Genomic DNA, 26,171 nt, shown 5'->3' with positions numbered 1-26,171 from the left:
AATTGCCTTGGCGATACCCCTCCCAACGGTTGCAATAATAGCGTAACGTGCTCTCGCGCTCCTCTTTCCGAATGCGCGCGTATCTGAGTTTCGGAGACTGTCTCGCGTGATTGAATATGCCATTCTTTTCGGATTGGGTTTTCTCACCGCAACCCTGCTGGCCTTGCTGATCGCGCCCGCGATCCATCGCCGCATCGTTGCCTATACGGAAAACCGGCTGCGCGCGACAATGCCCATCAGCCCCCAGGAAGTTCGCGCCCAGAAGGACATGGCACGCGCGCTCTATGCCGCCGAAAACGCCAAGGTTCGTCAGGAACTGGACACCGAACGGGAAAAGAACACCTCGCTCCGCCTCGCCAACGAGGCAGCATCCAGCGATGCCTATCGCCTCGGCGAGCAGAACCGCGGCCTTTTGCTGAAAATCGAGGAATTGACGCTGGAAATCGGTGAATTGCGAGGCGCACTCGACGCCAGCGAGGAACGCGCGAGCGCAATACAGGCAAACCTTCTGGAGCAGGAACAGGCCGCAAATGCGCGTGCCGGCCAGATGTCTGAGATCACCGCTCGCCTCACCAATCTGACCCGCGAGCTGGATGATTCGAAAATCCTCGCCGCCACCCGCGATCTGGAGGCCGAGCAGGCAAAACAGACCGCCTCGCGTTTCCGCAAGGAGGGCGAAACGGCGACCCGCGAATTGCAGGATGTCGCTGCCCGCAACAAGGAGGCCATGACAGCGGTTGCGCGCGAAAGCCGCAAGGTCACCCGGCTGGAAGAACAGATCGCCAGTGTCATGGCAAAAAATGCAGATCTCGACACCATGCTGACCCTGCGTAATCAGGAGGTTGCCCGCCTGAAGGAACAGCTTGCCGCAACCGGCGGCCGCGCCGACGACATGATCATCCGTCTGCCCAACCCCGCCGTACTGAACGGGGAAACCGCAAGCCAGCCGCAAAAGGCGCCCGTCCTGCCCGAAATCGCGCCCGTGGTCGCGGCAGACATTCCACCGGTCTCAACCGCCATGGAACCGGCAGCGACGGCGCCGGAAGGTCTGGAGCAGGAGATCGAGGATATCCGCAATCAGGGAACGGCACTCACCGAACGCCTTCTGAATGTGCGCGGCACCGGCAACGACGAACCGATCCGTCGCGAAATCGCCCGCATCGCCGCCCAGATGATCGCGCTCACCGCAGCGCAGGAGGGCGAGAAATCGCCGATCCCGGGGCTGCTTGCGAAGGCCAGCGCCTCGACCGGCCGTGAGAGCCTTGCGAAGCGGGCGAGTGTGTTGATGGAGAAGCGGAAGGGTTGATACCTCTACGCCTTTGCGTATGCGGCTTCACCCCCCTCTGCCCTGCCGGGCAGAGGGGGGTGAGCCCCACGCGCAAAGGGTAAACCTAAACCCGCCCTATCGCCCCCGCCATCTGATAAAGCGCCAGCCCCGAAGCCGTCCCCGCATTCAAACTGTCCAACTGCGGCGACTGCGCAATCCGGGCGGTATGGAACCGAGACAGTACCGATTGCGGCAACCCCTCGCCTTCCGTGCCGATGACCAGCGCCATGCGATCCGAACGTGGAATATCGCGAATCTCGGTCTCGCCATTCGGCGAAAGGCTCCAGATCGCAAAACCGGCCTGCGAAAGCCGCTCCAGCATCTGCACCGCACCACCGCCGCGATGATAGGGAACCGAGAGAACGGAACCGACGGACACCCGGAGCGCCTTGCGATAGAGCGGATCGCATGAAGTCTCGTCCAGAAACACCGCATCGGCATAAAAGGCCGCGGCGTTGCGGAACATCGCACCCAGATTGTCGTGGTTGGAAATGCCGCAGCCCACCAGCACCAGCGACGAGGCGGGAAGCGCGTCCGTCAACCCGTCCAGCGTAATGTCACGCACCCGGCGGCCGAGCGCCAGAATGCCGCGATGCAGGTGAAAACCGACAATGCCATCCAGCACCGGCGCTTCCGCCACATAGACCGGCACATCGGGCGGAAAATCGGCAAGGATATCCGCGACGCCGGAAAGCCGGTTCTTGAGGATGAGAATGCTTTCCGCCGCAAAGGCACCACCCGCCTTGTGGGCGGCGGCCAGCATGCGCAACACAACCGTGCCTTCCGCGATGAAACGGCCCTGGCGACCGGTGAGATCACGCTCGCGAATATCGCGAAAGGCGGCAATGCGCGGATCGGCCGGGTCTTCGACCGGGATCAGAGCCCGACCGTCCAGGAGCGCATGCGCGCCCGCCGGATCAATATCCTCACTGGGCATCGACCGTCACATCGGCGAGAAACCGGCCGGCCGCGACGTTGAAGACCAGCGCCTTGCGGGTGCCGTTGGCAAGCTTGCCGTAAAACAGCATGTCACCGCCGGAATAGCTGACATTGTCGATTGTAAAGCCCTGCGGCAGGCTGGCGGTCACGGCAAGCGGTCCGTTGCCGGTGGGAACCGCCAGATTTTCCGGTACGCTCTGCGTTACAACGGTTTTCGATGGTCCTACCGCCTTGTAGACAACCGCGCCGAACACAGCCATAAGGCTGATGAACATCACGGAGCCCGACACGATCTGCAAACGGATCATCTTGCGGCGAACTTTATCCATGGCCGGATCAAGCGGCTTGTCTTCCTGTTCGTCTTGCTCGATGTGCGTCATCGGGTTCCCTAGAATGCTGATTGATCGGAAAAATAAGAATGAACGACCCCTTTAAACAAGGCGGAGACGCAAGGAAAGTCCTGATTGCCGGCGAAGACGCCGAAGGCCGCATCGATGTGTGGCTGGCGGGCGAAGTTGGCGGCGATCTGTCGCGCAGCCGCCTGAAAGCCCTGATCGAGCAGGGTGCCGTTTTATTGAACGGCACGCCGGTGACCGAGCCGAAAAAGAAGGTGCACCCGCACGACCGCGTCGAGATCGTCATGCCGGAGCCGGAAGACCCCGAACCCAAGGGCGAGGATATCCCGCTCGATGTGGAATATGAGGACGACGACCTGATCGTGCTCGTCAAACCCGCCGGTCTCGTCGTGCATCCCGGCGCCGGCAACTGGACCGGAACGCTGGTCAACGCCCTCATCTATCATTGCGGCGACAGCCTCTCCGGCATTGGCGGCGTGAAGCGCCCCGGCATCGTGCATCGGCTGGACAAGGAAACCTCCGGCGTCATGGTCGTGGCGAAAAACGACAATGCACACCGCCATCTCGCCGCGCAATTTGCCGATCACGGCCGCACCGGCCCGCTGGAACGCGCCTACAAGGCCGTCGTCTGGGGCCGACCGCGCACGCTGCGCGGCACCATTGACGCCGCACTCGGCCGCGGCGCCGACCGCACCAAACGCGCCGTCAAGCGCGAGGACACGGACGATGCCCGCGAGGCGATCACCCATTACGAGGTTATGGAACGTTTCCATGAAAAGGCGGACGCGTCCTGCCTCGCCTCGATGGTGGAGTGCCGCCTGGAAACCGGCCGCACCCACCAGATCCGCGTGCACATGGCCCATATCGGCCATCCGCTGATCGGCGACCCCGAATATGGCGCTGCCTTCCGCACCAAGGCGAACCTGCTTGAGGAACCGGCAAGAAGCACCGTCAACCGCTTTCCGCGACAGGCGCTGCATGCCTATCTCCTGGCCTTCGAACACCCCCGCACCGGCGAGGTGATGGAATTCGAAACAGACATGCCTGATGATATGGAAGAACTGCTCATCGCCCTGCGGAGCTGAAAATGCCGCACGGCGAGGTCAAAAAAACCACGCCGTGCATCTTGCCGGAAGCCACGGAAAATAAAAAGAGATTAGCGGATAGCGATATTCCCCACATGGTCTTTCTTGTAGACCGCCCCAATTCCGCTTCAATCGTCGCACCTCTTCGAACCCCGGAAAGCTTGAAATCGTCACCGCGAATGCCGTGGCCGGACCTCGGGCTTGCCGAAAGACAGACGTTGCAAGGAACGCCGTTTTATCCGCAGAGCTGAACGGAACCGGCATGACGACGGGATCTATCGCGCATGAACACCGATGAACGCCAGTTTATCTTTCAGGAATTACGAAGCGTCGAAGGCTATATCGACCCACCCGACGCGCTTGTCTTCAAGGCGCTGCTGCAGGCGCAGACAAGGGACGGCCTGAAGGGCGGCATGGCGGAGATCGGCGTCTATTATGGCCGCTCCTATTTTCTGCTGCGCAAATTCGCGCAGCCGCAGGAAAAGGTTCTGGGCGTCGACCTGTTCGAACTCGACCCACCCTCGGACGGAAGCCTCGACCAATATGAGCGCCTGATGGAAAACGGCAGGCGGTTGGGTTTTGCGATGGATGAGGACTTGATCATCAAGGGCGACAGCACCCGGCTCGCACCCACCGATATAACGTCGCGGACTGGTCCCGTCAGGTTCTTCAGCATCGACGGCGGGCACCACCTGCACCATGTGCTGGCGGACGCGAAACTGGCGCTGGAGGTGATCGCCCCGCACGGCGTCATCGTCTTCGACGATACCTTCAACCCCGCATGGCCGGAAGTGACCGTTGGCGTCGCCGATTTTCTGCGCACCCACGGCCACAGCCTCGCCTGCTTCGCCATGACGAAATACAAGACCTATGTCTGCCGCCGGGAATTTCACGCTGTCTACGCGGACGCGATTGCCTCTGGCCCCGACTTGCAGACACTCGATCATGTCGAAACGGAGTTTCTCGGCTCCCGCGTCGTTCGCCTGCACAACCCCACCCGCAGGCGCGTCATGTATGAGTTGATGGTGCGCTCCGGTCTCGGTGGTTTTTCGGAACGAATTTACCGTTCGAAAGTTAAACAGGTCAAAGAAGGTGTCGCCGGGACATAACGCATGTGTGAACGCTGTGTTCGCTTGAAACGCGGCGGGTGCATACATATTTGTTACGTGGGTTCGTGCGGGGTCGGTAACGACCCGCCACTAGCGGTGTGCCTTGGGCGAGTAATCGCCAGTCGATGAGGGTGCCGTTCCAGACCATAGATAAGGGGGTGCTTTATGGCCCGCAATAGTTTGCCTACAATTACGGCCGGCGAAGCCGGTCTCAACAGATATCTCGACGAAATCCGTAAATTCCCGATGCTGGAGCCGCAGGAAGAGTACATGCTTGGCAAGCGTTACGCCGAGCATGGCGACCGCGACGCCGCTCACAAGCTCGTCACCAGCCACCTGCGCCTTGTTGCAAAGATTGCCATGGGTTACCGCGGTTACGGCCTGCCGATTGGCGAAGTCGTGTCCGAAGGCAATGTCGGCCTGATGCAGGCGGTGAAGAAGTTTGATCCGGAACGCGGTTTCCGTCTGGCCACCTACGCCATGTGGTGGATCAAGGCTTCGATCCAGGAATATATCCTGCGTTCGTGGTCGCTGGTGAAGATGGGTACGACTGCCAACCAGAAACGGCTGTTCTTCAACCTGCGCCGGCTGAAAGGCCGTATCCAGGCGATCGACGATGGCGATCTGAAGCCGGAACACGTCAAGGAAATCGCCACCAAGCTGCAGGTTTCCGAGGAAGAAGTGATCTCGATGAACCGCCGCCTGCATGGCGACGCATCGCTGAATGCGCCCATCAAGGCATCCGAAGGCGAATCCGGCCAATGGCAGGACTGGCTGGTGGACGACCATGAAAGCCAGGAAGCCGTGCTGATCGAGCAGGACGAGCTGGAAACCCGCCGCCGCATGCTGGCCAAGGCCATGGGCGTGCTGAACGATCGTGAACGCCGCATCTTCGAGGCCCGCCGCCTTGCCGAAGATCCGGTGACGCTGGAAGAACTCTCATCCGAGTTCGATATCAGCCGCGAACGCGTGCGCCAGATCGAGGTTCGCGCCTTCGAGAAGGTTCAGGAAGCGGTGCAGAAGGAAGCCCTCGAAGCCGCCCGCGCGCTGCGCGTGGTGGATGCGTAAGGCTCGGTCTTTTTAAGAGGGTGGGGCTGAACTTATCGGCTACGTCATCCTCGGGCCTGTCCCGAGGATGACTGCGGAGTAATTGGCTCGACTGCCATCCCCCCTCACTCCCCTTGGTGTCCGGCGTGACGAAAGAGTGAGGTTCTTTGCCAGTAAATTTCTCAGCCCGCAGATCGCGAGATCTGCGGGCTTTTTATTTGCAGGACATAAGGAAGAAATGAGGGGACCGGCCTTAGCCGATCCCCCACACCAATCACTGACCGGTCGCGGGCTTTGCAGCCGCCCATTCGCGTAGCGCCGTGTCGAAGGCGGCGATGCCGTCATTGCCCTTTTGCAAGGTCAGAAGCGCACGGCGGCCGTTGCGGTAGGAAACCGGGATGTCGATCCAGTTGCGGCTCTTCAACAGCTCCAGATTGGTCTTCATCGCATCCGGGAAGTCGTTAAGCGCGATCATGTGGAAATCGTCGGTGATCTTGGCCGGAACCGCGATCAGGGCGTTACCACGATCCTGCTCCGTGCTCTTCATCGCGATCCGCTGGACGCTGTCGATCGCGCCGCCTTCGAAGCCGGGCGAAACCGAGAAGACGATCTCGATCAGATGGCTTGCCGGAAGCGAAGGATCGGTGTTGCGCTTGAAGGTGATGAGCGCGCTGAGGCCACGGCCGGGAACCGTGATCTGGCCCTGCACCGTTGCGGACGGACGACCCTCATTGTCGTTCTCCTGCTGCAAGGACCAGGAAACGCTGCCCTGAATGGCGGTCGGAACCGTCTGGCCCAGCACTTCCTCGTAGAGGAACATGCGGTCGCCCGTGGCGGCAGCGGCCGCAGCAGGCGGCTGTGCCGGCGGCGTACCAGTCGGAGTACCCGCAGCCGTATTGGCCGGAGCCTCGCCTGCAGGCGGCGGCGCGACATTCTGCTCATAGACCGACTGGCCTTCCGCCGTGACGGGCTGGCCATTGGCGCCCGGCGCCGGCCCCTCGTCGCGCTCGGTCCCGTCGGCCAGAAGCCGCTGGGTGAACTTCGTGCCGGTGACGGACCCGTCATCGGCATGCGGCTGCGCCTGATGGTTGGTAGGGTTTGTCGTCGGCTGCTGCCCGCTGGCAGGCGGCTGCTGGGCAGCTGGCGGTGTGGATGTCGGCGTCTGCGCCGTATTGGCTGGAGGCGTCTGGGTGCCGCCATCCTTCTGTGCCGATTGCACCAGGCCACCGACCATGTCGTTCAGCGCATCACGGTTCAACCAGAGCGCATAACCACCACCGGCAAGAAGCCCGGCGCCCACAAGCGCAAGTACCAGCGAGGCATAATTCCGGCGCGGCTTCTTCTTGACCATGTAAGCGGGCGTCGCGGTACCAGCACCGAGAGCGGGCATTTCGTTCGTCGTTGCCCGGCTGGAAGATGACGCGCCGTCATAACCGATCAGCTCGTCCAGATCGTCCCAGGGCGTGCGCTCCTTGTTGTCCTTGGAGGCACGGTCATCGAAGGGATCGTTATCGGCGCGCGGCAACGCAGGCGTGGCCTTCGGCGGGATCGCGAGATCCGTATCCTCGAAATAGGACGAGAAGTCCTCGACGACAGCAGCCTTTTTCGGGGCCATGTCTTCGGTTTGCCGGGGTTCGGAAAAATCGTCGTGCCCGCCAAAAATCGGATCGTGATCGGCAGCAGCGCGGTAACCGGCATGCTCGTTCCCGTCGCGCCGCTCCGGCTCGAAGCTGACATCCGGGGCCTGATAGTGCTGCGCGGAATAACCGGCGACGACGGAATGGTCGTCCCTCTCGTGGTGCACTTCGGCCTCGGCAGCCGGGCGAACATCCTCGTCCTGCGCTTCTTCGAGCTTGCGCCAGTCATCCTCGTCAACCGGCTGCGCCCAATGGGGCGGCACGGAATCATCGGCATGGGGGGCCGCCGCTTCAGGCGCGATATCGTCAACGCGCTCGTCCTCCGGCTGATAGGCCGGCTCTTCATGCGCGCGGGTGAAATAGGTACCGGCTTCCTCGTGAGGACCGGCTTCATGAACCGGCGCGACACGGGGCGGTTCGGGTGCGTCGTAAAGCTCCTCCGGCTCACGCGCGCCGTAATGCTGCTCCTCATGCGGGATTAAAGCGGCGACGGGTTCTTCGGGGAGAGGCTCCTCTTCGCGGGCGGGTTCTTCATAAACCGGCTCTGGCTGGACAGGATAAACCGGCTCCGAATGTGCGGGCACAACCGGAGCAGGCTCTTCCTCCACCGGCTCGTACCGCTCGGCGGCATGAACGGCAGGCTCTTCGGCAACGTCCTGCGGATGATAGACAGCATCCACCTCTTCCGCCACGGGGGAGAAAGCATCATCCTCCTCCAGTGCCGGCAAGGCCTCGGCATATTCACTGTCCACCTCGGCTATGGCGGCGTCCAGCTTGGCGATCTGCCGGCGCAACAATTCTTCCGGCGGACGTGGCTTCATATTCTCGAGCTGGCGCACAACCGCACTGCGCGCCTTGTCGTAAACCTTCGCCCGGTTTTCGGGAGTATTGTTCGCCAAGCCATCCACGGCCTTGCGAATGACTGCTACAAAATCCGCCATAAGCACTTTCTCGTCGTGACCGGCGACGTACCGGCCCGATATGGTTTATGAATCTAGATCGCCGAGGACATTAGTCCTCAAACGGATCAGTCACAAGTATGGTGTCGTCACGCTCCGGACTTGTCGACAGAAGCGCGACAGGCGCCCCGATCAGTTCTTCCACCTGACGGACATATTTAATTGCCTGAGCAGGCAAATCCGCCCATTTTCGGGCGCCGACGGTAGATTCTTTCCAGCCTTCCAGCGTGACATAGATCGGCTCGACACGAGCCTGCGCACCCTGGCTTGCGGGAAGATGATCGATTTCCTGCCCGTCGAGCTTGTAGCCGACGCAGATTTTCAGCTCGTCCAGACCGTCGAGAACGTCAAGCTTGGTAAGCGCGATGCCGGTGATGCCGTTGGTGGCGACCGACTGGCGCACCAGCGCTGCGTCAAACCAGCCACAACGGCGCTTGCGGCCGGTGACGGTGCCGAACTCATGGCCCTTTTCGCCCAGGAACTGGCCGATTTCGTCATGCAGCTCGGTCGGGAAAGGACCTTCGCCAACGCGGGTCGTATAGGCCTTGGTGATGCCGAGAATATAACCCAGCGAACCCGGACCCATGCCCGAACCGGCAGCGGCCTGACCGGCAACCGTGTTGGAAGAGGTGACATAGGGGTATGTGCCGTGGTCGATATCGAGCAGCGAGCCCTGCGCGCCTTCGAACAGGATGCGCGCACCGGCGCGGCGCTTCTTGTCGAGCAGCAGCCATACGGTTTCGCTGAACGGCAGGATGCGTTCTGCAACCGAGCTCAACTCTTCCATGATGGTTTCGTGCGAAACTTCAGCAGCGCCGAAGCCGCGACGCAGCGCATTGTGATGCGTCAGGATGCGATCGACCTTGGCGGACAGCGCCTCCATGTCGGCCAGATCCATGACGCGGATGGCGCGGCGGCCGACCTTGTCTTCGTAGGCCGGGCCGATGCCGCGGCGCGTGGTGCCGATCTTGGTGCCGCTGTTGGAGGCAGCGTCTTCGCGCATGCCATCAAGTTCGCGGTGCAGGGAAAGAATGAGCGTGGCATTGTCTGCAATGCGCAGGTTTTCCGGCGTAACCTTTACGCCCTGCACTTCCAGACGGCCGATTTCAGCGATCAGCGCATGCGGATCGACCACGACGCCGTTGCCGATGACGGCGAGCTTGCCCGGACGCACGACGCCGGAAGGAAGAAGCGAAAGCTTGTAGCTGATGCCATCGATGACAAGAGTATGGCCGGCATTGTGGCCGCCCTGATACCGCACGACGACATCTGCCCGCTCGGACAGCCAGTCGACAATCTTGCCTTTGCCTTCGTCGCCCCACTGCGAGCCGACCACCACAACATTCGTCATTTCTTGCTTTCCTGCTCATGGCGCTTGCGCGCCCGATAACCCGATGGGAAACCCAAACCCGCGAATGTATACTGCGTTGTTTTACGGAAAGCGACCCTGTTTCTTATGGTGAATTTTGCTTTTTCCGTGACAAAACGTCGAATTCCGCATTATCTCGCCCCGTGGGGGGACAAGCGCGGACGCAAGGCCGCTATTCACCCCTTAGCCTTTTTCCCGCCCCTTGAAGAAGCGAAACATCAGCGTGCCTTCGAAAGCCTATCTCGCCCTCATCATCGCCACGCTCTGCTGGGGTGGCAATACCGTTGCCGGAAAGCTCGCCGTCGGCCACATCAGCCCCATGGCGTTTACCTTCCTGCGCTGGGTTTTGGCCGTCGCCATCATCTTCGCCATTTCCGTGCCGCAGCTCATCAAGGACTGGCCGGTGGTGAAAAAACGCCTGCCTTACTTCTTCGCGCTCGGCAGTGTCGGTTACACCGCTTTCAACGTCTTTCTTTATACCGCGCTTCAGCACACCTCCGCCATCAATGCCGCCGTCATCCAGGCCGGCATTCCCATGGTCATATTCGTGCTGAACTTCATCCTGTTCCGCACTCGCGTGCTGTTCGGCCAGATCGCCGGTTTCTGTCTCACGATTGCCGGCGTGGCGCTTCTTGCCTCGCATGGTGATCCGGTCTCGCTGCTGCAACTGGAGATGAATGCCGGCGACGCCATCATGCTGCTGGCGGTGCTGGTCTACGCCATCTACACCGTCATCCTGCGCTGGAAACCAATCGTGGACTGGCGCACGCTGATGGCGATCCCAGCCTTTTTCGCTCTCCTAACCTCAGTCCCGCTGGTCTTTTGGGAAATCTCACGCGACAACGTCGTCTGGCCCGATCAGAAGGGTTGGGCGCTGGTGGTCTATGCCGCCATCTTCGCGTCGCTCATCGCCCAGATCCTGTACATCAAGGGCGTGGAGCAGATCGGCGCCAACCGCGCCGGCCTTTTCATCAACCTCGTCCCCGTCTTCGGCACGCTTCTCTCCGTCATCGTCCTCAGCGAAACCCTGCATCCCTACCAGATCGCGGCGCTGGTGATGGCGCTGGCCGGCATTGCCGTGGCGGAACGAAAAAAATCGCCGGCTTCCTGATCCCGTAAGGTCTGGAAAACCGGCGCAGTCTGGCAGGCATGAAAAGTTCGAGTTAGAGCGCGGTTTCGCGCTCAACCGGAGAGAAAGCGGCGTTGCCGAGCACGATATCGCCCTTGTCGGTACTCACAATAAGCACCTTTTCGAGCGATCCGTCATCATCAAGCAAAAAGGCAAGGCGCAGTGCTGCGGAAGACCAGCCGGCACCGGCCAGTGCCGTGCGCTTGATCGCGGCACAATCGCCACAATCATTGGCGCTTACCGAAGGCGTTGCCGGAACATCGGCTGAAAAGCCGGAGAAATAATCATCGAGTGCGCCCATGGTGGCGTTCACATCGCGGTTGACGCGCAGCAGTTCATCGCGGCGTTCGCCGGTCAGCGGCGCGGCAATCGTCGAAACGCACTGGCCGGCGGACAGAACGCAGCCATCGAAACCGCCGGGCGCCGAAATACCGATCTGTGTTACGGCGCTCTTTTCGGCTGCGGCAAAGCTGCGGGCAAAACCGGCGGCACCAGCCGCATCGGCATGAGTGGACATGGAAGCAATGGCAATTCCGCAGATGGCGGCAGCAATAATCTTCTTCAGCATTTTCATACCCCGTTTGACGATCCGCCGGCTTGTGCCGGTCTCGATTTCTGTTTTCCGCAGCGGCCCCGTCCTTGCAGGTTGTCCGCTCCTTGTCTGTGATCCCACAATGGCACAGCACTGTTTTCAGCCGCTTTAAGCCGATTGCTACAATTTTATCGGTTTTCATTTTTGTACAGCGGGCAGGCTCTCCGGAAACATAGCCCGCGCCCGTCGCCCCGAAACCGAGGCAACGCTTAGAAGCGATAAAGGGGCCGCATCGCTGCGGGAGTATCAAATGGTGTAGTAGGGTTTTGCAGACGATGCGGCCCCGGCTTCAACATGTGACCCGCCCGCCAAACCGGTTCCTGTTTGGAGGATGAGCACATGCCGGCCGCCTCAACCGTGACATCGGGAAACTCCCCGGTTTTGGCCGCCTGCCCCGCCCACCTTGCGCCGCGCGCACGCTGGATGAACGGGATGGGATAAGCATAAGCGGCTTTGTGAGACCGGGGATGTGCGGGGATGCCGGCAATGCCATGCCCGGAAAAAAACGCCACTCACCCCATGGTTTTGCCGCATCCCGGACACAGGAATTTTCAGCGGGTTAACAAGCGCTTGATCGGCGGCATTTGAATTAACCTTGTCTTAAAACCCGACGTTAATGGTTAGCAATTTAAGAATAGCGGAACGAAAGGGTTCCGCGATGCGTGGCGTATTTGCCGTTGTTTTACTGATGACTGTTCTGGCTGGTTGCGCAACCGCACCGTCGCAGGTCACCAATGCCTGTGCGATTTTCGAGCAGCGGAACGGCCTCTTCAACAATTGGCGACGTGACGCGAGGGCAGCCGAACGGGAGTTCGGCGTGCCGGTGCCGGTGATGATGGCAACGATCTACACCGAATCCGCCTTCCGCCCCTATGCCCGCCCGCCGCGCACCAAACTCTTCGGCTTCATTCCCTGGACGCGCCAGTCCACCGCTTACGGTTATGCCCAGGCGCTGGACGGTACATGGGAAGTCTACAAGCGCGAAACCGGCCGCTGGTCGGCAAGCCGCACGGATTTCACCGACGCGATCCATTTCGTCGGCTGGTATCACGCCAAGAGCCGCCGCGAAAACGGCATTGCGCTGAACGATCCCTATAACCTCTACCTCGCTTATTATTCCGGCCATGCCGGTTACGCCAAGGGAAGCTGGCGCAACAATTCCGCCGTCCAGAAAGCCGCCCGCCGCTCCGCCAACATGGCCCTGCGTTACGAGGCGCAGTTGCAGCAATGCGGATATCGCTAAGGCGGGGGTAGCAGGATCGTTCTGCCTGGATGCGATGCGGAAAGGCGGATCACCTACCTTCACCGTCACCCCGGACTAGATCCGGCATGACGGTGAGGAAGGAGGCCGGGCAGAAAGCTACCCTCCATAAGGCGCTAGAAACTCCCGCACCGCCTCGATCTCGTTCGAACGGATTTCATGCCCGCCCGGATGCCACACCGTTTTCACCGTGCCGCCCTGCGCTTCAAGGCTCTTTTCCAGCGCCTTCGTCAGCGGCACCGGGCAGATAGGATCGCGTTCTCCGGCCGTGATCAGCACCCGGCGCGAGGATTTGGCCGCAGCCGCCTGCGGCTCGAACGGGATGAGCGGATGCATAAGCACGGCGGCATCAAAAAGCTCCGGCTGTTCGATCAGCACATTTGCGAGAATATTCGCGCCGTTGGAAAAACCGAGACCGATAACCGGACCAGCCTGATAGTGCTCCCGGTTGGCCTTGACGAAATCCGCCAGCTTGGCTGTTGCCCGCTCTAGATCGGCCATGTCGTAAACGCCCTCACCCGTGCGCCGGAAAAACCGCGCAGCGCCATGTTCGGCGACATCGCCGAGCGGCGAGACAATCGTGGCATTCGGCAACAGGCCCGAGCCGAAATCGAAGAACTGATTTTCATCACCGCCGGTGCCGTGCAGCACGACGAAAAGCGGTGCACCCGCAACGCCGGCACGGGATTTATGGAAATATGCATCTTTGGTCATTGGATAATCCTTTCTGAAAGGAGAAATTCAGCGATACCGAACTCACTCTGCCGCAAGGCATTGGGCATCACATGTCGAGCGAGAGGTTTCAGCGTGTCGTCTTCTCCCCGGACGGGGAGAAGAAAAGAGTGGCTAACGTTTCGCCAAAGGATGGCCAGGTCCGATAGGGTTAAACCGCCTTCTCGTCACCCAGCGGCTCCAGCTGCTTTTCCAGCTGGGCGCGCAGATGCGCGTGCTGGGTCGGCAGCTTCAACGCCTCGCCGAGATGCGCCGTGTCCTCGTCGCGGTCGAAACCGGGCTCATTGGTGGCCACTTCGAACAGCACGCCGCCGGGCGTGCGGAAATAGATCGCCCAGAAATAATCGCGGTCGATCACCGGGGTCACCTGATAGCCCGTATCCATCAGCGCCTTGCGGACTTCGAGCTGCTTTTCGCGGTTTTCGACCGCAAAGGCGATGTGGTGCACCGAACCCGCGCCGAGGCGCGCGCCGGAGATGTTCGGCATGGTTTCGATGTCGATGACATCAGCACCGTTGCCGCCGGGCATGCCGAGACGCAGCACGCCATCCTGGCGGTCCACTTCCTCATAACCCATGAACTTCAAAAGCTCGGCGGTCGCCCCTTCGTCACGGAGGCGCAAGGAGGCGCCCTGAAAACCGTGGATCGCCTGATCGGCACTGACCCCATTGCCGGTCCACTGCGCACGGGCATCATCCTTGACCTCGACCAGCGCGAAACCATCACCATCGGGACCTGCAAAATGCAGGCGCTTGTTGCCGAATGCCTCGTCAGCCTTCAGACCGTCCACGCCCGCCTTGGAAAGACGATCCTGCCAGTAGCCGAGCGAGCCTTCCGGGACGGAAAACAGCGTTGTGCCCACTTCGCCGGTGCCGGGACGACCACGGGCAATGTGCGGGAACGGAAAATAGGTCATGACGGAGCCGGGCGTGCCGACCTCATCGCCATAATAGAGATGGTAGACATCCGGCGCATCGAAATTGACCGTCTTCTTCACCCGGCGCAGGCCGAGCGTATCGGTGAAAAAGCCGTTGTTCTGGCGTGCACTACCGGCCATTGAGGTGACGTGGTGCAGGCCCTTGATCTGATTCAACATGATAAACCCCTTTTCGCCCTGGCGGCCCGTCAATCGGGCCAGCCGTGTTCATGGCGTGAAGATGGGGTAAGAAGTGCTGCGGGCATAGACCGGCAACAGGAACGGATTGTTCCCGATTGGTGAACGATAAAACCGACTGTTCAACCCAGTCGATAGAGGCATGCCTCAATGATCGTCGGCGAGGCCCATGCTCCAGTAACCGACGGCGCGCAGCGATGCCTTGGGGAAGGCGATCTCATCAGTGAGGAAGGATTTCGCCGCCCTCGCCTCGGACTTCTCGCAGGCGACGAAAACATGCAGGCCGTCATGCTCGCCCGTCCAGGCATGGCCGCGCAACGCCTGTTCGATAAGGCCCGATGTGCCGGCGGGCTTGCCGCGCCGATAAAGCCATGTCCATTCGACATTGGCGGCGCAGATGATCTCCTGCCGTTCCGCCTCGTTGTCGATCTCGGCATAGACGCTGAGCGTCTTGCCAACAGGCATTTCCGCCGCCATGCGCAGCATCACCGGCAGCGCGGTCTCGTCGCCGGCAAAGACGTAACGCTCCGCTTCCGGGCAAGTGCCGCTCGGACCGATGATGCCGAGAACGTCGCCCGGCTTTGCCGTCGCGCCGAAATTTGCGCCCGGCATGTCATCGCCCTCATGCATGACGAAATCGATATCCACCTCACCGCGGCCGACATCGCCGGAGCGGATGGTATAGACGCGCCGCGTCAGAAGATCGTCGCCCGCCGGCCAGACGATCGCGCCGGTGGGCGCGAGGTAAGGCCAGACCGCAGCGCGCGCCTGATCGGGAACGAGCAGCAGACGAACATGCATGCCGCCGGTGACAAGCCTTTCAATACCGCTTTCGACGGACACCACGAGACGGCGCATATGCGGCGTCAGATTATAGGCGCGGGCAACCTTGCCGACGAAGAGATTGGGTAGCTCGCGCTGATAGGCGCCGTGTCCGCTCCAACGGAAATCGAGTCCCGTCTTGCCGGAAAACTCAACGATATGCTCAGCCACCATGGCCTTGACCGACGTCAATATATGTTCCGAAACGCAGCTTACCCGGGCGGCGAACCGGCCACCTTCGGCGCTGAAGCTGCCATGGCCATATTCCGCCTTGAAACGCACCGTCGTCCCTTCCCGCTCCATCTCCATATGCTCCGAAAAATGATCCTCGAAAGCATCGACGATCGATGCGGGATCGGGCAGCGAGACAGAGGTTTCTGCAGACAGGAGAGACACGGGCACAAATCCTTCACTTTGTAGTCGAGTATTCTTAAACCGGACCCGACTGCGCTGTAAAGATGTTTGCTGCACTCCCCGTCATGCCCGTCTTGAGCCGGCATGACGGAGGAGGCTGGAAGGTTGCTTAAGCAGTTTCCGGCAATTGCCAGTCGATAGGCTCGCGGCCATGGGATACCAGGAAGGCGTTTGCCTTGGAAAAATGGCCATTGCCGAAAAAGCCGTTATGGGCCGAAAGCGGCGAAGGGTGCGGCGAGCGCAGCACGAGATGTTTTTTCTGGTCCACGAAAGCCGCCTTCTTCTGGGCATAGGAACCCCAGAGCAGGAACACCACATGCTCGCATTCGTCATTGACGGCGCGGATGACGGCATCGGTGAACTTTTCCCAGCCCTGCCCCTGATGCGAGGCAGCGCGCGATTCTTCCACCGTCAGCACGCTGTTGAGCAAAAGCACGCCCTGTTTCGCCCAGCTTTCCAGAAAACCGTGACTGACGGGGCGGATGCCGAGATCGCTCTGCAATTCCTTGTAGATATTGACGAGCGAGGGCGGAATGCGCACGCCGGGCTGCACCGAAAAGCAAAGCCCATGTGCCTGGCCAACCCCATGATAGGGGTCCTGCCCCAGAATGACGACCTTGACCCTGTCGAGCGGGGTCAGATCCAGCGCCCGGAAATATTCGGCACCCTTGGGAAAGATGTGCTTGCCAGCAGTTTTTTCGGCAAGCAGGAAATCTTTGAGCTTCTGCATGTAGGGGCTGGCGAATTCGGTGGAAAGAACACGTTTCCAGCTGTCTTCGAGTTTGACGCCTGCCTCTGCCATGATGTGCCTCTTTGTTACTTGAACCGGTTGCCGCGCTGCAGCACTTCGATCTTGTAGCCATCCGGATCGCAAATGAAGAAATATTTCGCGAAAGGCTGACCTTTATGGTCGGCTTCGATGATCTTGCCCGGAGACAGGCCAAGCTCGATGAAACGCTGATGTTCGGCATCCACATCGGCAACGCTGACCGCGAGATGGCCGTAGCCGTCACCCAGCGCATAGGGCACTTCGCGACCCCGGTTGACAGTCAGCTCCAGCTCGAAATCGCCTTCGGCATTGCTGAGATAGATCAGCGTGAAATTTTCGAACTCGGCACGTTCCGCAATCTCAAGCCCGAAAGCCTGCTTGTAAAACTCCACCGAACGCTTTTCTTCCAGCACCCGGACCATCGAATGGATCAGCTTGGCCATGGTGTTTTCCTTCTGCTTCTTATCTCGTCGTCGTCCGGTTGTGCTCCGGACATTGCGGACCAAGGGGATAAAGACAGAGGGCCGCGCTTTCAACCCTAAAGACGGATTAAGGAGCAGGGGAAACCGCCCGATCACGGCAAATGTGATGGCGAAACAGTTGGCGCATGACCTGGGCACGCGGGCTTTCCGGTCAAAATGGCCCTCACATTTCGCCCCGCCGCTCTATCCTGAGTAGAGAACTCATGATACCGGCATATCCATGCGCCTTCTGTACCTCTGTCTTGGCTGGCTTATGGTCGCGACCGGCATCGTCGGCGCGTTTCTTCCCGTTTTGCCCACCACGCCATTTCTGCTGCTGGCGCTCTGGTGCTTTTCCCGCTCCTCACCGAAACTCGAGGCGTGGCTTCTGACCCACCCCCGATTCGGCCCGTCGCTTCGGCAATGGCGCGAACGCGGCGCAATTGCCCGCAAGGCGAAGATTGCGGCCCTGTCGGCCATGTGTGCGAGTTATGCTGCCTTCTGGTTCCTGAGCGACCCGCCGGCTCTGCGCGCGGCAATCGTTGCCGCCGTCATGCTCGGCTCTGCACTCTTCATCGTCACCCGGCCGGAAAGCTGAGGCGACATCACCTTTAGAGCCTTGTCGCATTTCCTGACGGAAAACCGGGTTCCACTTTTCCTGGAAATACTCTAGCGATGCCTCGACTGCGGCAGCACATAAGGAATATGCCGCGCCGGCAGCCGTCCGACGACGCCGCCAATGCCATAGACCCTTGCAATCGTCTCGTCGCTGATCGTATCCAGCGATGGACCGCTCGCCGTTACCCGGCCGCCATGCATGACGATAAGTTGATCGGCAAATTCTGCCGCAAGGTTGAGATCGTGCAGGATGGCAAGCACGAGACCGCCGCCAATAGCGAAATCCCGCGCCGTTTCCAGCACCGCGATCTGGTGGCCGATATCGAGACTGGCCGTCGGCTCATCGAGAAAGAGAGCCCGCACCTCGCCGTTTTCCACGGGATAGGGCACCTGGGCGAGAGCGCGGGCAAATTGCACGCGCTGCTGCTCGCCGCCAGACAGCATGTTGTAGGAGCGCTGCTCGAACCCGCGAAGCCCGGCCCTGGCGAGCGCCCGGCGGGCCTGCTCTTCCGGCGCGCGCGACCCTTGCGCGACAGCGCCCATGCGCACGATTTCGAGCGCGGTGAAAGGAAAGGCAAGCTGGGTATTCTGCGGCAGCACGGCACGGATGCGCGCAAGCTGAACCGGCGTAAACAACGGCAGGGCAACATCGTTATAGGTCACTGAACCGGCCTCGGCACGCATCTCGCCGGACAGAACCTTCATCAGCGTCGATTTGCCGGCACCGTTCGGACCGATAATGACATTGACCTTGCCGGGCTTCAGATCGACGCAGACCTCGTCGAGCAGACGGCGGCCGGAGCGGATGAGGGTGAGGTTTTCGGCCTGGATCATGACATGTTCCGCATGGAAAATCCGCCGCGGCCAAGCAGCAGGAACAGGAAGACCGGCGCGCCGATCAGCGCGGTGACCACGCCGATGGGCAGTTCCGCCGGTGCCGCAACCGTGCGGGCAAAACTGTCGGCGAGAAGCAGAAGTGCGGCCCCGCCAAGTGCAGAGGCCGGCAGCAGGAAGCGGTGAGATGGGCCAATGGCAAGCCGCAGCAGATGCGGCACGACGATACCGACAAAACCGATGGAGCCGGCAGCCGCCACGCTTGCCCCGCAGGCAGCGGCAACGGCCAGAATGACGACTCGCTTCAGCCGCTGCACGGGAATGCCCATGTGAAAGGCCGCCGCATCGCCAAGGATCAGCGCATCCAGCCCCCTTGCGACAAATGGAATGATGGCAAGCACGACGATGATGAAGGGCAAAGTGGCGAGAACCTTGGCAGGGGTGGCCCCACCAAGCGAACCGAGAGACCAGAAGGTGATGTCGCGAAGCGCCCGGTCATCGGCAACAAAAATCATCAGGCCGGTCAGCGCACCGCTGATCGCCGCAACCGCAATGCCGGCCAGAATAAGCGTCGTCGTGGAGGTGGCGCCATCCCTTGTGGCAATGACGTAAAGCAGCCAGGTGTTCAAAAGCCCGCCGAAAAACGCCATCAGCGGCAGAAAATGCGGGCCGAAAAATACGGCGACCGTTGCGAGCGCACCTTCCCCAAGAGAGATTGCCGCAACCGCAAAAAGTGCTGCACCCGAGGTGACACCGACAATGCCGGGATCGGCCAGCGGATTGCGGAAAAGACCCTGCATCATGGCGCCCGAGACGCCAAGCCCAGCACCGATCAACATGCCGAGCGCCGTGCGCGGCAGTCGCACCGCCTCGAGAATGACTTTATCACGCGCATCGAGTTGATCCGCGCTGCCAGTCAGATAGGCCCAGAGTTCGGAAATGCCGACACCCGTGGGCCCGCTGACGAGCGACACGCCGCAGGCAAACATCAGGATGCCAACGAGCACGGCAAGGGTAACGACCCCCTGACGGGATCTGTCACCGGCAACCCTGCCCTCCGTGGAACTCAAGGCAGCAAGGCTCACGGCTTCACCACATCAGGGTAGAGCTTGTGCGCCAGTTCACGACCGGCGGCGGGCGTGCGCGGGCCAAAACCGATGAGGTAAAGCCCGTCCATGCTGATCAGCGCCTTCTCAGCAGCAGCCGGCGTGGACTGGAACGCGGGCAGCGCGAAAATCTCATCCGCCTTGCCGGCATGGTCGCCGCGCGCCATGGTCAGCACCACATCGGGCGCGGAGGCGATGACCGCCTCATCCGTCAACGGCTTGTACCCGCTGATTTCCTGCGCGGCATTGATGCCGCCGGCCATTTCGATGATCGCCGCCGCTTCGGTGCCCTTGCCCGCCGCCATGATGCGACCGCCGGCGCTGGAGAGCACGAAGAGCACACGCTTCCTGTTCTTTTCCGGCACGGCTGAGACGTCCTTGGCGAGCACATCAAGCCCGGCTTTGGTTTCCGCGGCCAACGCCTTTGCCTTGTCGGCAAGACCAACTGCCGCACCGACATCTTCGATCTTCCTGGGGATGGCGTCGCCGCTCGGCGGGGTATCGACGGTGACGAAAGGCACCGCACTGGCCTTGAGGATGGCAACGACATCCGCCGGGCCGGACCCGTCTTCAGACAGGATGAGATCGGGCTTCTGCGACAGAATGCCCTCCGACGAGAGCGCCCGCATATAGCCGATATCGGGCTTGGACAGCACGTCCGCCGGATAGCTGCTGGTGCTGTCACGCGCAACGATGCGGTCGCTCGCGCCAAGCGCATAAAGGATTTCCGTTACCGTACCGCCGACTGCAACGATGCGTTTCGCCTCCGGATTGCCCTTGTCCGAAGCTCTAGCTCCGGGCGCGGCAACGGCGATGACGGCGGGCACGAGGGCGGCGAAAACGAACGAGCGAAGGCTTAAATTCAACATGACGCTATCCTGAAACACAAGCTGGCACGGGCGGATACGGGATTGCCCATCTTATTTAACTTGAGTTATTTGCACATGTTTATAGAAGGCGCAATCGATAAGTGGAGTAAAATTGTTCGCTTTATCGTCAGCCTCTTTCCATCCACGCTTCGGCTGGATATCCTGACTGCAACTGTAAACTTAAAGGGAGACTTCCATGTTTATCGCAATGAACCGTTTTCGCGTCGTACCGGGCTATGAGGATACCTTTGAATCCATCTGGCGCGAGCGTAAATCGCACCTGAGCGAGCTGCCGGGCTATATCGAATTTCACATGCTGAAAGGCCCGAAGGCGGATGACCACACGCTCTATGCATCGCACACCGTCTGGGCCACCAAGGACGATTTCCTGAGCTGGACCAAATCCGAACAGTTCCGCGCCGCCCATGCCAAGGCCGGTGAGAACCGTGGCAAGGTCGAATATCTTTCCAGCCCGCATTTCGAAGGTTTTGACGTCATCATCCACGAAGACAAGAATGGCGAACGCCGTTCGATTGCCGCCTGAGGCTCGCCTATGAGCATTGCAGCACAAAAGACCGATGACCGGCAGGCCCGCGCTGTCGCAGCACTTGCCGAAAAGCCTGATGGCATCGTGGAAGCCATTGCCGCCAAGGCAGAGGTGACATCAGCCGAAGTTCTGGCGATCCTGCCGCAAGGCGCGGCCGTTTCGGCTGGTTCCGATCAGTTCGACGCGATCTGGAACGAGATGCGCGGCTGGGGCGAAGTCCTGATGATCGTCCAGACCGGCGATATCGTGCTGGAAGTGCCGGGCGACCTGCCAGAGGGCAGCGAAAGCCACGGCTGGTTCAACATCCACGGTGACAGCCCCATCGGCGGCCACATCAAGAAGGACAATTGCACTGGCATCACCTTCGTCGATCGCGGCTTTCATGGCCGACGCTCCTGTTCCGTCTGGTTCATGAATGCCGCCGGCGGCGCCATGTTCAAGATTTTCGTCCGTCGCGACGAAAACAAGGAACTGCGTGGCGATCAGCTGGCCAAGTTCGAAGCGCTGCGGGACAGTTTCCGTGGCTAAGTGAATGGGAGGCTGCTGGTGTGGCCTCCCTCCTTCCTCATCAATCCGCGATGGCTCAGCCCCACTCGTGAGGAAACATTCACCGGTTCATCGCCCGTTCAGTGCCGTTTTTTATCATCCGCTGAAATTCGATCAGCAGCACGGAGCAAGCACCATGAACGACCGCCAGCCACTTCTTTCGCGCCGGAATTTCGCAGGGCTCCTCGCGCTTGCACCGCTTTTTGCAGCGGGCGGTGCGGCTGCCGCAACCGCAAGCCTGCGCGGCAGCGTTTCCTATCGCGAGCGGATCGCCCTGCCGCCGGGCGCGACTGTTACGGTGCGCCTCATCGATGTCTCGCTGGCGGACGCGCCTTCGCAGACGATCGCCGAAACCACCATACGCCCGCGTGGGCAGGTGCCGGTACCCTTCGTTTTGCGTTATGACGACCGCGACATCCGTGGCCGCCGCTCCTATGCGCTCAGCGCCGAAATCCGCGAGGGCGACCGGCTGCTCTTCACCACCACGCGCCGTTACTCGGTTCTGGCCGGTGGGCGTGACGACACCGATCTCGTTCTGGAACGGGTGGCGGCGGCTCCAGGCAGGCCGGAGCCGCAGGCTGGCATTGAGGGGCGCTGGCTGGTGCAGGAAATCCGTGGCGAAAGGGTTCGCGGCCGCCGCGAGGCAACGCTGGAAATTTCCCGCGAGGGCCGCGTTTCCGGCAATGCCGGCTGCAACGGCATCGGCGGCGAGGTGAAGATAAGCCGCAACCGCGTCGATTTCGGCCGGATGATTTCCACCCAGATGGCCTGCGCTCCTGACATCATGCGCCAGGAAAGGCAGTTCATCGAAGCGCTTGAAGGCGCCCGCTCCTTCCGGCTCGAACCGCGCCGCGGCTCGCTGGAGCTGATCGACGGCCGCGGCCGCCCGGCCATGCGCCTGCGCCGCGCCTGAGAGCGGTAACGGCAGGCGGCAACGCCTGCCGCCGCCGTGCTGGCCGTGGAACATTCCATGTCGCTTCCGGCACGGCGCGGCCCCTTTTCCCGTCTTATGACTTTGCTGCACTCGTCTTGGCGCTTTGCTCCGCCACAGAGCTGCGCTATGGAACGCGCCAACTGCGCCGGTTCAAAGTCTTTGAGGGAAAACGAATGACAACCTATGTTCTGACAGTAGCCTGCAAATCGACCCGCGGCATCGTCGCCGCGATTTCCGGTTATCTGGCGGAAAAGGGCTGCAACATCGTCGACAGTTCGCAGTTTGACGACCTCGAGACCGGCAAGTTCTTCATGCGCGTTTCCTTCATCTCCGAAGAGGGCGTGTCGATGCAGGCCATCACCGAGGGCTTTCAGCCGGTGGCGGAAAAATTTGGTATGGAAGCCCGCATCTATAGCGACGGCCAGCGCATGAAAACACTTCTGATGGTGTCCCGCTTCGGCCATTGCCTCAACGATCTGCTCTACCGCTGGAAGATCGGCGCGCTGCCGATCGATATCGTCGGCGTCGTCTCCAACCATTTCGAATATCAGAAAGTGGTGGTCAACCACGATATTCCCTTCCACCACATCAAGGTAACGAAGGAAAACAAGCCGCAGGCCGAAGCGCAGCTGATGGACCTGATCGAGACCAGCGGCACCGAACTGGTGGTGCTGGCGCGTTACATGCAGGTGCTGTCCGATAACATGTGCCGCAAGATGTCGGGCCGGATCATCAACATCCACCACTCCTTCCTGCCATCCTTCAAGGGCGCCAACCCCTACAAGCAGGCCTATGACCGCGGCGTAAAGCTGATCGGCGCGACAGCCCATTACGTCACCGCCGATCTGGACGAAGGCCCGATCATCGAGCAGGACACGGTGCGCGTCACCCATGCCCAATCTGCCGAAGACTATGTCTCTCTTGGCCGTGATGTGGAAAGCCAGGTACTGGCACGCGCCATCCATGCCCACATCCACCACCGCACTTTCATCAACGGCAACCGCACCGTAGTCTTCCCGCCAAGCCCGGGCAGCTACGCTTCGGAACGGATGGGCTAAGACGCCACGAAAACAACGCGGAATTATTTTTACCGACCGGCAACCGAGCATCCCATGTGACCGTTTCTTCACTGTAGCCCAACAGCGAGGTCTCTCACATGAAAAAACTCGTCATTGCCGGCGCCGCGTTTCTCATCGCGGCGGGGTCCAGCTTCGCCCAGCAGCCGCCACCACCGCCGGGACCAGCGGACGCTGGTTCAAGGGCGGATGCGCCGCCACCACCTCCTCCGCCCGGCCCTGGTGGTCCGAGGGAAGCAGGCTGGCGGGACGGCCCGCATGGCAAGAGAATGCCACCCCCGCCCTCCAAGGCAGCGCATTTCAGGATTGAAGACGGCGAGCGCAAAATCGACGTCAAATGTGCCGATGACGAGCCGATGAAGGCCTGCGCTGACATCATGATGCAGATTATCGACAAGATGAACGAATAGGACCGCGAGTCTCATCCAAGGGGACAGCGCAGCAGTGCCGCCTCAGGAAAACTCTACCCGGGCCCTTAAGCCCCGCCCTCCCGCGCCGTCCTCCAGCATCAGTCGCCCGCCGAACAGCCCGGCGATCTCCTCGATGATCGCAAGGCCGAGGCCGGCGCCGGGGGCGGCGTTGGCTTCGCCGCGGGCGAAGCGCTGGCGCACCATGGCGCGTTTTTCCGTGGGTATACCGGGGCCGTTATCTTCCACTTCCAGCCAGACGGCACCCGCTTGCCTGCCGACGCGCACGGTGACTTCCGCACCACGCCCCGCGTAGTTGATGGCATTGGAAACGAGATTGCCGATCAGTTCACCGATAAGGAGCGGCTCGGCGAGAATTGTCGCTTCGCCCTCGCCTTCGAAACCGAGATCGATGCCGGCGTCGGCCGCGCGTGGCACGAAATCTGCCGTCACGTTTTGCGCCACCGCCACGAGGTCGATCTCGGAAAAATCGTGTTTTTCGCTCGAACCGGCGGCATCGATATTGGCCATGCGCAGCAACTGGGCGAGGATGTGTTCGGCATGGGCCACCGAAGCGCCGCCCTTGCGGGCCGCCGCCTGCGCGTCTTCGAGACTTGCGGCGCGGGCGGAAAGCGCAAGCTGGGTGCTGATGATGGCAAGCGGCGTGCGCAATTGATGGCTGGCATTACCGGTGAAATGCCTGAGCGCATCGAGCGCCGATTGCAGCCGCACCATGAAGGAATTGACCGTTTCCACCAGATTTTCCACCTCCACCGGCACGGATTGCCGGATTGGATGCAGGTCGTTGGGGCTGCGCTCGGCAATCGCTTCGCTGAGCCGGTAAAGCGGCCGGAGCGAAATCGTCACGGCGATCCAGACGATGATCGCCGCGCCCACGATCATGAACAGCAGGCGCAAGGCCGAGCGCAGGATGATGGCTTGCGCAAGCTGGCTGCGAGCGATCGTCGTTTCAGCCACCGTCACGGAAAAGGGCACGGAATTGATGCCGGTGGAAGCAAACCGGCGGATCGCGGCGATGCGGATCGGCTCGTCACGAAACACGGCATCGCGATAGGCAGGCGTTTCTCCGGCCGGATTCTCCACCGTCGGCAGGTTCTGGTAACCGGTGAGAAATTGCCCGTTTGGCCCGTCGACACGATAAAACACCCGGTCCTGTGCCGCCGATGTCAGCATTTCCAGCGCAACATAGGGAATATCGACCTCCAGCGAGCCGTCTTCGGCCACCACCACCCGCTCGGCAATCGCAAGCGCGGAACCTGACAGCACCCGGTCGGAGACGACATTGGCCGTATTGACCGCCTCGCGCCAGGTATCAGTGAGCGCAACGCAGCCGATGATGGCGGTGGAGATGAGAAGCCAGCCTAAAAGACGCCGCCTGAGCGAATAGGCGGCCTGTCTCATTCAGCCATCTCCGGCAGCTTTTCCAGATAATAGCCGATGCCACGCGCCGTCTTCACCGTCAGCCCGTGGGGGGCAAGCCGCTTGCGCAGCCGGCTGACATATTGCTCGATGGCGTTGCCTGATATCTCGTCGTCGAAACCGGTCAGCGATTGCACGATCGCCTCCTTGGCAACCACCTTGCCCGCCCGCATGAACAGCACCTCGAGCAGCGCCACTTCACGCGCCGGAATATCGAGCGGGCGCCCATCGGCTGAAAAGGTGCGGGATGTGAGGTCGAACAGGACTTTGCCGAAGCCGAGCGTAGAAGAGCGCAGGCCGGCATTGCGACGCAGCAGCACCCGCACCCTCGCTTCAAATTCGGTGATGTCGAAGGGCTTGATCATGTAGTCGTCGGCGCCGAGATCGAGCCCCTTGACCTTCTCCTCCGGCGTGCCACGCGCCGTCAGGATCAGCACCGCCGCCTTGTCCTGGCGCGAGCGCATGGAGCGCAGCACCTCGATCCCGTCCATTTCCGGCAGGTTGAGGTCGAGAATGACGAGATCGAAATTTTCCGCCGCAATCGCCGCGTCGGCGGAAGCGCCGTCTGAAACGACATCTACCGCATAACCGCTGCCGCGCAGAAGCGCACACAGCCCTTCCGACAGCACCTGATTGTCCTCGACCAGCAAAATACGCAATTCTTCCTCCCGC

At 61.1% G+C, this 26,171-nt stretch carries 28 protein-coding genes; 13 read left to right on the top strand and 15 right to left on the bottom strand.

Annotation, left to right across the window (positions count from 1 at the left end; genetic code table 11):
- The first annotated feature begins 106 nt into the window (after positions 1-106).
- Positions 107-1,306: a hypothetical protein gene (locus tag J5276_RS02045; RefSeq protein ID WP_080797820.1), complete on the top strand. Its 1,200-nt coding sequence runs from the start codon at positions 107-109 to the stop codon at positions 1,304-1,306.
- A gap of 85 nt (positions 1,307-1,391) precedes the next feature.
- On the opposite strand, the gene J5276_RS02040 is transcribed toward J5276_RS02045, so the two are convergent.
- Together J5276_RS02040 and J5276_RS02035 are read right to left on the bottom strand one after the other, a co-directional pair.
- Entirely contained in the window at positions 1,392-2,264 is an 873-nt protein-coding gene (locus tag J5276_RS02040; protein WP_013636735.1) for an RNA methyltransferase, read from the bottom strand.
- Positions 2,254-2,646, bottom strand: a complete 393-nt coding sequence (locus J5276_RS02035; protein WP_013636736.1) for a hypothetical protein — start codon at positions 2,644-2,646, stop codon at positions 2,254-2,256. Before J5276_RS02035 ends, J5276_RS02040 begins: the two co-directional genes overlap by 11 nt.
- 38 nt (positions 2,647-2,684) lie before the next feature.
- Between J5276_RS02035 and J5276_RS02030 the strand changes: the two genes are divergently transcribed.
- The 4 genes from J5276_RS02030 (at position 2,685) to rpoH (ending at position 5,884) form a co-directional block, all read left to right on the top strand.
- Positions 2,685-3,707 carry an RluA family pseudouridine synthase gene (locus J5276_RS02030; protein WP_003513979.1) on the top strand — a complete coding sequence of 341 codons (1,023 nt, stop codon included), beginning with the start codon at positions 2,685-2,687 and terminating at the stop codon, positions 3,705-3,707.
- 2 nt (positions 3,708-3,709) lie between these two features.
- Positions 3,710-3,958, top strand: a complete 249-nt coding sequence (locus J5276_RS02025; protein ID WP_019565095.1) for a hypothetical protein — start codon at positions 3,710-3,712, stop codon at positions 3,956-3,958.
- Positions 3,959-3,991: 33 nt separating this feature from the next.
- The gene (locus tag J5276_RS02020) at positions 3,992-4,816 is read left to right on the top strand and encodes a class I SAM-dependent methyltransferase (protein WP_065702607.1); all 825 of its coding nucleotides are present in this window, start codon (positions 3,992-3,994) and stop codon (positions 4,814-4,816) included.
- A 165-nt stretch (positions 4,817-4,981) separates the two neighbouring features.
- Complete coding sequence (rpoH, locus tag J5276_RS02015; RefSeq protein WP_003491840.1) at positions 4,982-5,884, top strand: RNA polymerase sigma factor RpoH; 903 nt, start codon at positions 4,982-4,984, stop codon at positions 5,882-5,884.
- A 253-nt stretch (positions 5,885-6,137) separates the two neighbouring features.
- Here the strand turns inward: rpoH and J5276_RS02010 are convergent, their stop codons facing one another.
- A complete protein-coding gene (locus J5276_RS02010) occupies positions 6,138-8,441 on the bottom strand; it encodes a hypothetical protein (RefSeq protein WP_162632862.1) in 2,304 nt (767 codons plus the stop codon).
- Between the two features lie 70 nt (positions 8,442-8,511).
- Positions 8,512-9,810 (bottom strand): adenylosuccinate synthase, encoded by a 1,299-nt coding sequence (locus J5276_RS02005; RefSeq protein ID WP_003513983.1) that lies wholly within the window; start codon positions 9,808-9,810, stop codon positions 8,512-8,514.
- Between the two features lie 241 nt (positions 9,811-10,051).
- Here J5276_RS02005 and J5276_RS02000 point away from each other — a divergent pair, with 241 nt between their 5' ends.
- Positions 10,052-10,939: a DMT family transporter gene (locus J5276_RS02000; RefSeq protein WP_162647831.1), complete on the top strand. Its 888-nt coding sequence runs from the start codon at positions 10,052-10,054 to the stop codon at positions 10,937-10,939.
- 52 nt (positions 10,940-10,991) lie between these two features.
- On the opposite strand, the gene J5276_RS01995 is transcribed toward J5276_RS02000, so the two are convergent.
- A complete protein-coding gene (locus J5276_RS01995; protein WP_026330751.1) occupies positions 10,992-11,525 on the bottom strand; it encodes a transglutaminase-like cysteine peptidase in 534 nt (177 codons plus the stop codon).
- A gap of 682 nt (positions 11,526-12,207) precedes the next feature.
- Between J5276_RS01995 and J5276_RS01990 the strand changes: the two genes are divergently transcribed.
- Positions 12,208-12,792, top strand: a complete 585-nt coding sequence (locus J5276_RS01990; RefSeq protein ID WP_013636743.1) for a transglycosylase SLT domain-containing protein — start codon at positions 12,208-12,210, stop codon at positions 12,790-12,792.
- A gap of 117 nt (positions 12,793-12,909) precedes the next feature.
- Here J5276_RS01990 and J5276_RS01985 read toward each other — a convergent pair whose 3' ends face one another.
- The 5 genes from J5276_RS01985 to J5276_RS01965 form a co-directional block, all read right to left on the bottom strand.
- Complete coding sequence (locus J5276_RS01985) at positions 12,910-13,524, bottom strand: alpha/beta hydrolase (protein WP_013636744.1); 615 nt, start codon at positions 13,522-13,524, stop codon at positions 12,910-12,912.
- Between the two features lie 169 nt (positions 13,525-13,693).
- Positions 13,694-14,638 (bottom strand): VOC family protein, encoded by a 945-nt coding sequence (locus tag J5276_RS01980; protein WP_112154357.1) that lies wholly within the window; start codon positions 14,636-14,638, stop codon positions 13,694-13,696.
- Positions 14,639-14,803: 165 nt separating this feature from the next.
- On the bottom strand, positions 14,804-15,880 hold the full coding sequence (locus J5276_RS01975; protein WP_112154317.1) for a siderophore-interacting protein: 1,077 nt from the start codon (positions 15,878-15,880) through the stop codon (positions 14,804-14,806).
- A gap of 121 nt (positions 15,881-16,001) precedes the next feature.
- Complete coding sequence (gene ung / locus J5276_RS01970; protein ID WP_025594362.1) at positions 16,002-16,694, bottom strand: uracil-DNA glycosylase; 693 nt, start codon at positions 16,692-16,694, stop codon at positions 16,002-16,004.
- Positions 16,695-16,708: 14 nt separating this feature from the next.
- Positions 16,709-17,104, bottom strand: coding sequence for a VOC family protein (locus J5276_RS01965; protein ID WP_003514001.1), 396 nt, complete (start codon positions 17,102-17,104; stop codon positions 16,709-16,711).
- A gap of 259 nt (positions 17,105-17,363) precedes the next feature.
- Between J5276_RS01965 and J5276_RS01960 the strand changes: the two genes are divergently transcribed.
- On the top strand, positions 17,364-17,720 hold the full coding sequence (locus tag J5276_RS01960; RefSeq protein WP_003514002.1) for a YbaN family protein: 357 nt from the start codon (positions 17,364-17,366) through the stop codon (positions 17,718-17,720).
- A gap of 71 nt (positions 17,721-17,791) precedes the next feature.
- Here J5276_RS01960 and J5276_RS01955 read toward each other — a convergent pair whose 3' ends face one another.
- The 3 genes from J5276_RS01955 to J5276_RS01945 are packed head-to-tail and all read right to left on the bottom strand — an operon-like array spanning position 17,792 to position 20,549.
- Positions 17,792-18,574 carry a heme ABC transporter ATP-binding protein gene (locus J5276_RS01955; RefSeq protein WP_065702604.1) on the bottom strand — a complete coding sequence of 261 codons (783 nt, stop codon included), beginning with the start codon at positions 18,572-18,574 and terminating at the stop codon, positions 17,792-17,794.
- A complete protein-coding gene (locus J5276_RS01950) occupies positions 18,571-19,659 on the bottom strand; it encodes an iron ABC transporter permease (protein WP_112154318.1) in 1,089 nt (362 codons plus the stop codon). Before J5276_RS01950 ends, J5276_RS01955 begins: the two co-directional genes overlap by 4 nt.
- A complete protein-coding gene (locus J5276_RS01945) occupies positions 19,656-20,549 on the bottom strand; it encodes a hemin ABC transporter substrate-binding protein (RefSeq protein ID WP_003514008.1) in 894 nt (297 codons plus the stop codon). Before J5276_RS01945 ends, J5276_RS01950 begins: the two co-directional genes overlap by 4 nt.
- Positions 20,550-20,745: 196 nt before the next feature.
- Here J5276_RS01945 and J5276_RS01940 point away from each other — a divergent pair, with 196 nt between their 5' ends.
- The 5 genes from J5276_RS01940 to J5276_RS01920 all read left to right on the top strand — a co-directional run bounded on the left by J5276_RS01940 (position 20,746) and on the right by J5276_RS01920 (position 24,062).
- Positions 20,746-21,093, top strand: coding sequence for an antibiotic biosynthesis monooxygenase (locus J5276_RS01940; RefSeq protein WP_111790602.1), 348 nt, complete (start codon positions 20,746-20,748; stop codon positions 21,091-21,093).
- Between the two features lie 9 nt (positions 21,094-21,102).
- Entirely contained in the window at positions 21,103-21,624 is a 522-nt protein-coding gene (gene hutX, locus J5276_RS01935; protein WP_111790601.1) for a heme utilization cystosolic carrier protein HutX, read from the top strand.
- Positions 21,625-21,778: 154 nt separating this feature from the next.
- Positions 21,779-22,555 carry a YbaY family lipoprotein gene (locus J5276_RS01930; protein WP_112154319.1) on the top strand — a complete coding sequence of 259 codons (777 nt, stop codon included), beginning with the start codon at positions 21,779-21,781 and terminating at the stop codon, positions 22,553-22,555.
- Positions 22,556-22,749: 194 nt separating this feature from the next.
- Positions 22,750-23,634 (top strand): formyltetrahydrofolate deformylase, encoded by an 885-nt coding sequence (gene purU / locus J5276_RS01925; protein ID WP_045017750.1) that lies wholly within the window; start codon positions 22,750-22,752, stop codon positions 23,632-23,634.
- Between the two features lie 98 nt (positions 23,635-23,732).
- Entirely contained in the window at positions 23,733-24,062 is a 330-nt protein-coding gene (locus J5276_RS01920; protein WP_003514020.1) for a hypothetical protein, read from the top strand.
- 42 nt (positions 24,063-24,104) lie between these two features.
- On the opposite strand, the gene J5276_RS01915 is transcribed toward J5276_RS01920, so the two are convergent.
- Positions 24,105-25,481, bottom strand: coding sequence for a sensor histidine kinase (locus tag J5276_RS01915; protein WP_065702599.1), 1,377 nt, complete (start codon positions 25,479-25,481; stop codon positions 24,105-24,107).
- Positions 25,478-26,158 (bottom strand): response regulator transcription factor, encoded by a 681-nt coding sequence (locus J5276_RS01910; protein WP_025594373.1) that lies wholly within the window; start codon positions 26,156-26,158, stop codon positions 25,478-25,480. Before J5276_RS01910 ends, J5276_RS01915 begins: the two co-directional genes overlap by 4 nt.
- Positions 26,159-26,171 lie beyond the last annotated feature (13 nt).

Source organism: Agrobacterium sp. S7/73 (genome assembly GCF_019355535.1).
Classification (GTDB): domain Bacteria; phylum Pseudomonadota; class Alphaproteobacteria; order Rhizobiales; family Rhizobiaceae; genus Agrobacterium; species Agrobacterium tumefaciens.
Note: the sequence above shows the minus strand (reverse complement) of the source record. Positions and strands in the feature narration are given on the sequence as shown.

Coding starts and splice junctions, on each gene's coding strand:
- J5276_RS02040 (WP_013636735.1), bottom strand. CDS start 2,264: ATGCCCAGTGAGGATATTGATCCGGCGGGCGCGCATGCGCTCCTGGAC.
- J5276_RS02035 (WP_013636736.1), bottom strand. CDS start 2,646: ATGACGCACATCGAGCAAGACGAACAGGAAGACAAGCCGCTTGATCCG.
- J5276_RS02030 (WP_003513979.1), top strand. CDS start 2,685: ATGAACGACCCCTTTAAACAAGGCGGAGACGCAAGGAAAGTCCTGATT.
- J5276_RS02025 (WP_019565095.1), top strand. CDS start 3,710: ATGCCGCACGGCGAGGTCAAAAAAACCACGCCGTGCATCTTGCCGGAA.
- J5276_RS02020 (WP_065702607.1), top strand. CDS start 3,992: ATGAACACCGATGAACGCCAGTTTATCTTTCAGGAATTACGAAGCGTC.
- rpoH (WP_003491840.1), top strand. CDS start 4,982: ATGGCCCGCAATAGTTTGCCTACAATTACGGCCGGCGAAGCCGGTCTC.
- J5276_RS02010 (WP_162632862.1), bottom strand. CDS start 8,441: ATGGCGGATTTTGTAGCAGTCATTCGCAAGGCCGTGGATGGCTTGGCG.
- J5276_RS02005 (WP_003513983.1), bottom strand. CDS start 9,810: ATGACGAATGTTGTGGTGGTCGGCTCGCAGTGGGGCGACGAAGGCAAA.
- J5276_RS01995 (WP_026330751.1), bottom strand. CDS start 11,525: ATGCTGAAGAAGATTATTGCTGCCGCCATCTGCGGAATTGCCATTGCT.
- J5276_RS01990 (WP_013636743.1), top strand. CDS start 12,208: ATGCGTGGCGTATTTGCCGTTGTTTTACTGATGACTGTTCTGGCTGGT.
- J5276_RS01985 (WP_013636744.1), bottom strand. CDS start 13,524: ATGACCAAAGATGCATATTTCCATAAATCCCGTGCCGGCGTTGCGGGT.
- J5276_RS01980 (WP_112154357.1), bottom strand. CDS start 14,638: ATGTTGAATCAGATCAAGGGCCTGCACCACGTCACCTCAATGGCCGGT.
- ung (WP_025594362.1), bottom strand. CDS start 16,694: ATGGCAGAGGCAGGCGTCAAACTCGAAGACAGCTGGAAACGTGTTCTT.
- J5276_RS01965 (WP_003514001.1), bottom strand. CDS start 17,104: ATGGCCAAGCTGATCCATTCGATGGTCCGGGTGCTGGAAGAAAAGCGT.
- J5276_RS01960 (WP_003514002.1), top strand. CDS start 17,364: ATGCGCCTTCTGTACCTCTGTCTTGGCTGGCTTATGGTCGCGACCGGC.
- J5276_RS01955 (WP_065702604.1), bottom strand. CDS start 18,574: ATGATCCAGGCCGAAAACCTCACCCTCATCCGCTCCGGCCGCCGTCTG.
- J5276_RS01945 (WP_003514008.1), bottom strand. CDS start 20,549: ATGTTGAATTTAAGCCTTCGCTCGTTCGTTTTCGCCGCCCTCGTGCCC.
- J5276_RS01940 (WP_111790602.1), top strand. CDS start 20,746: ATGTTTATCGCAATGAACCGTTTTCGCGTCGTACCGGGCTATGAGGAT.
- hutX (WP_111790601.1), top strand. CDS start 21,103: ATGAGCATTGCAGCACAAAAGACCGATGACCGGCAGGCCCGCGCTGTC.
- J5276_RS01930 (WP_112154319.1), top strand. CDS start 21,779: ATGAACGACCGCCAGCCACTTCTTTCGCGCCGGAATTTCGCAGGGCTC.
- purU (WP_045017750.1), top strand. CDS start 22,750: ATGACAACCTATGTTCTGACAGTAGCCTGCAAATCGACCCGCGGCATC.
- J5276_RS01920 (WP_003514020.1), top strand. CDS start 23,733: ATGAAAAAACTCGTCATTGCCGGCGCCGCGTTTCTCATCGCGGCGGGG.
- J5276_RS01915 (WP_065702599.1), bottom strand. CDS start 25,481: ATGAGACAGGCCGCCTATTCGCTCAGGCGGCGTCTTTTAGGCTGGCTT.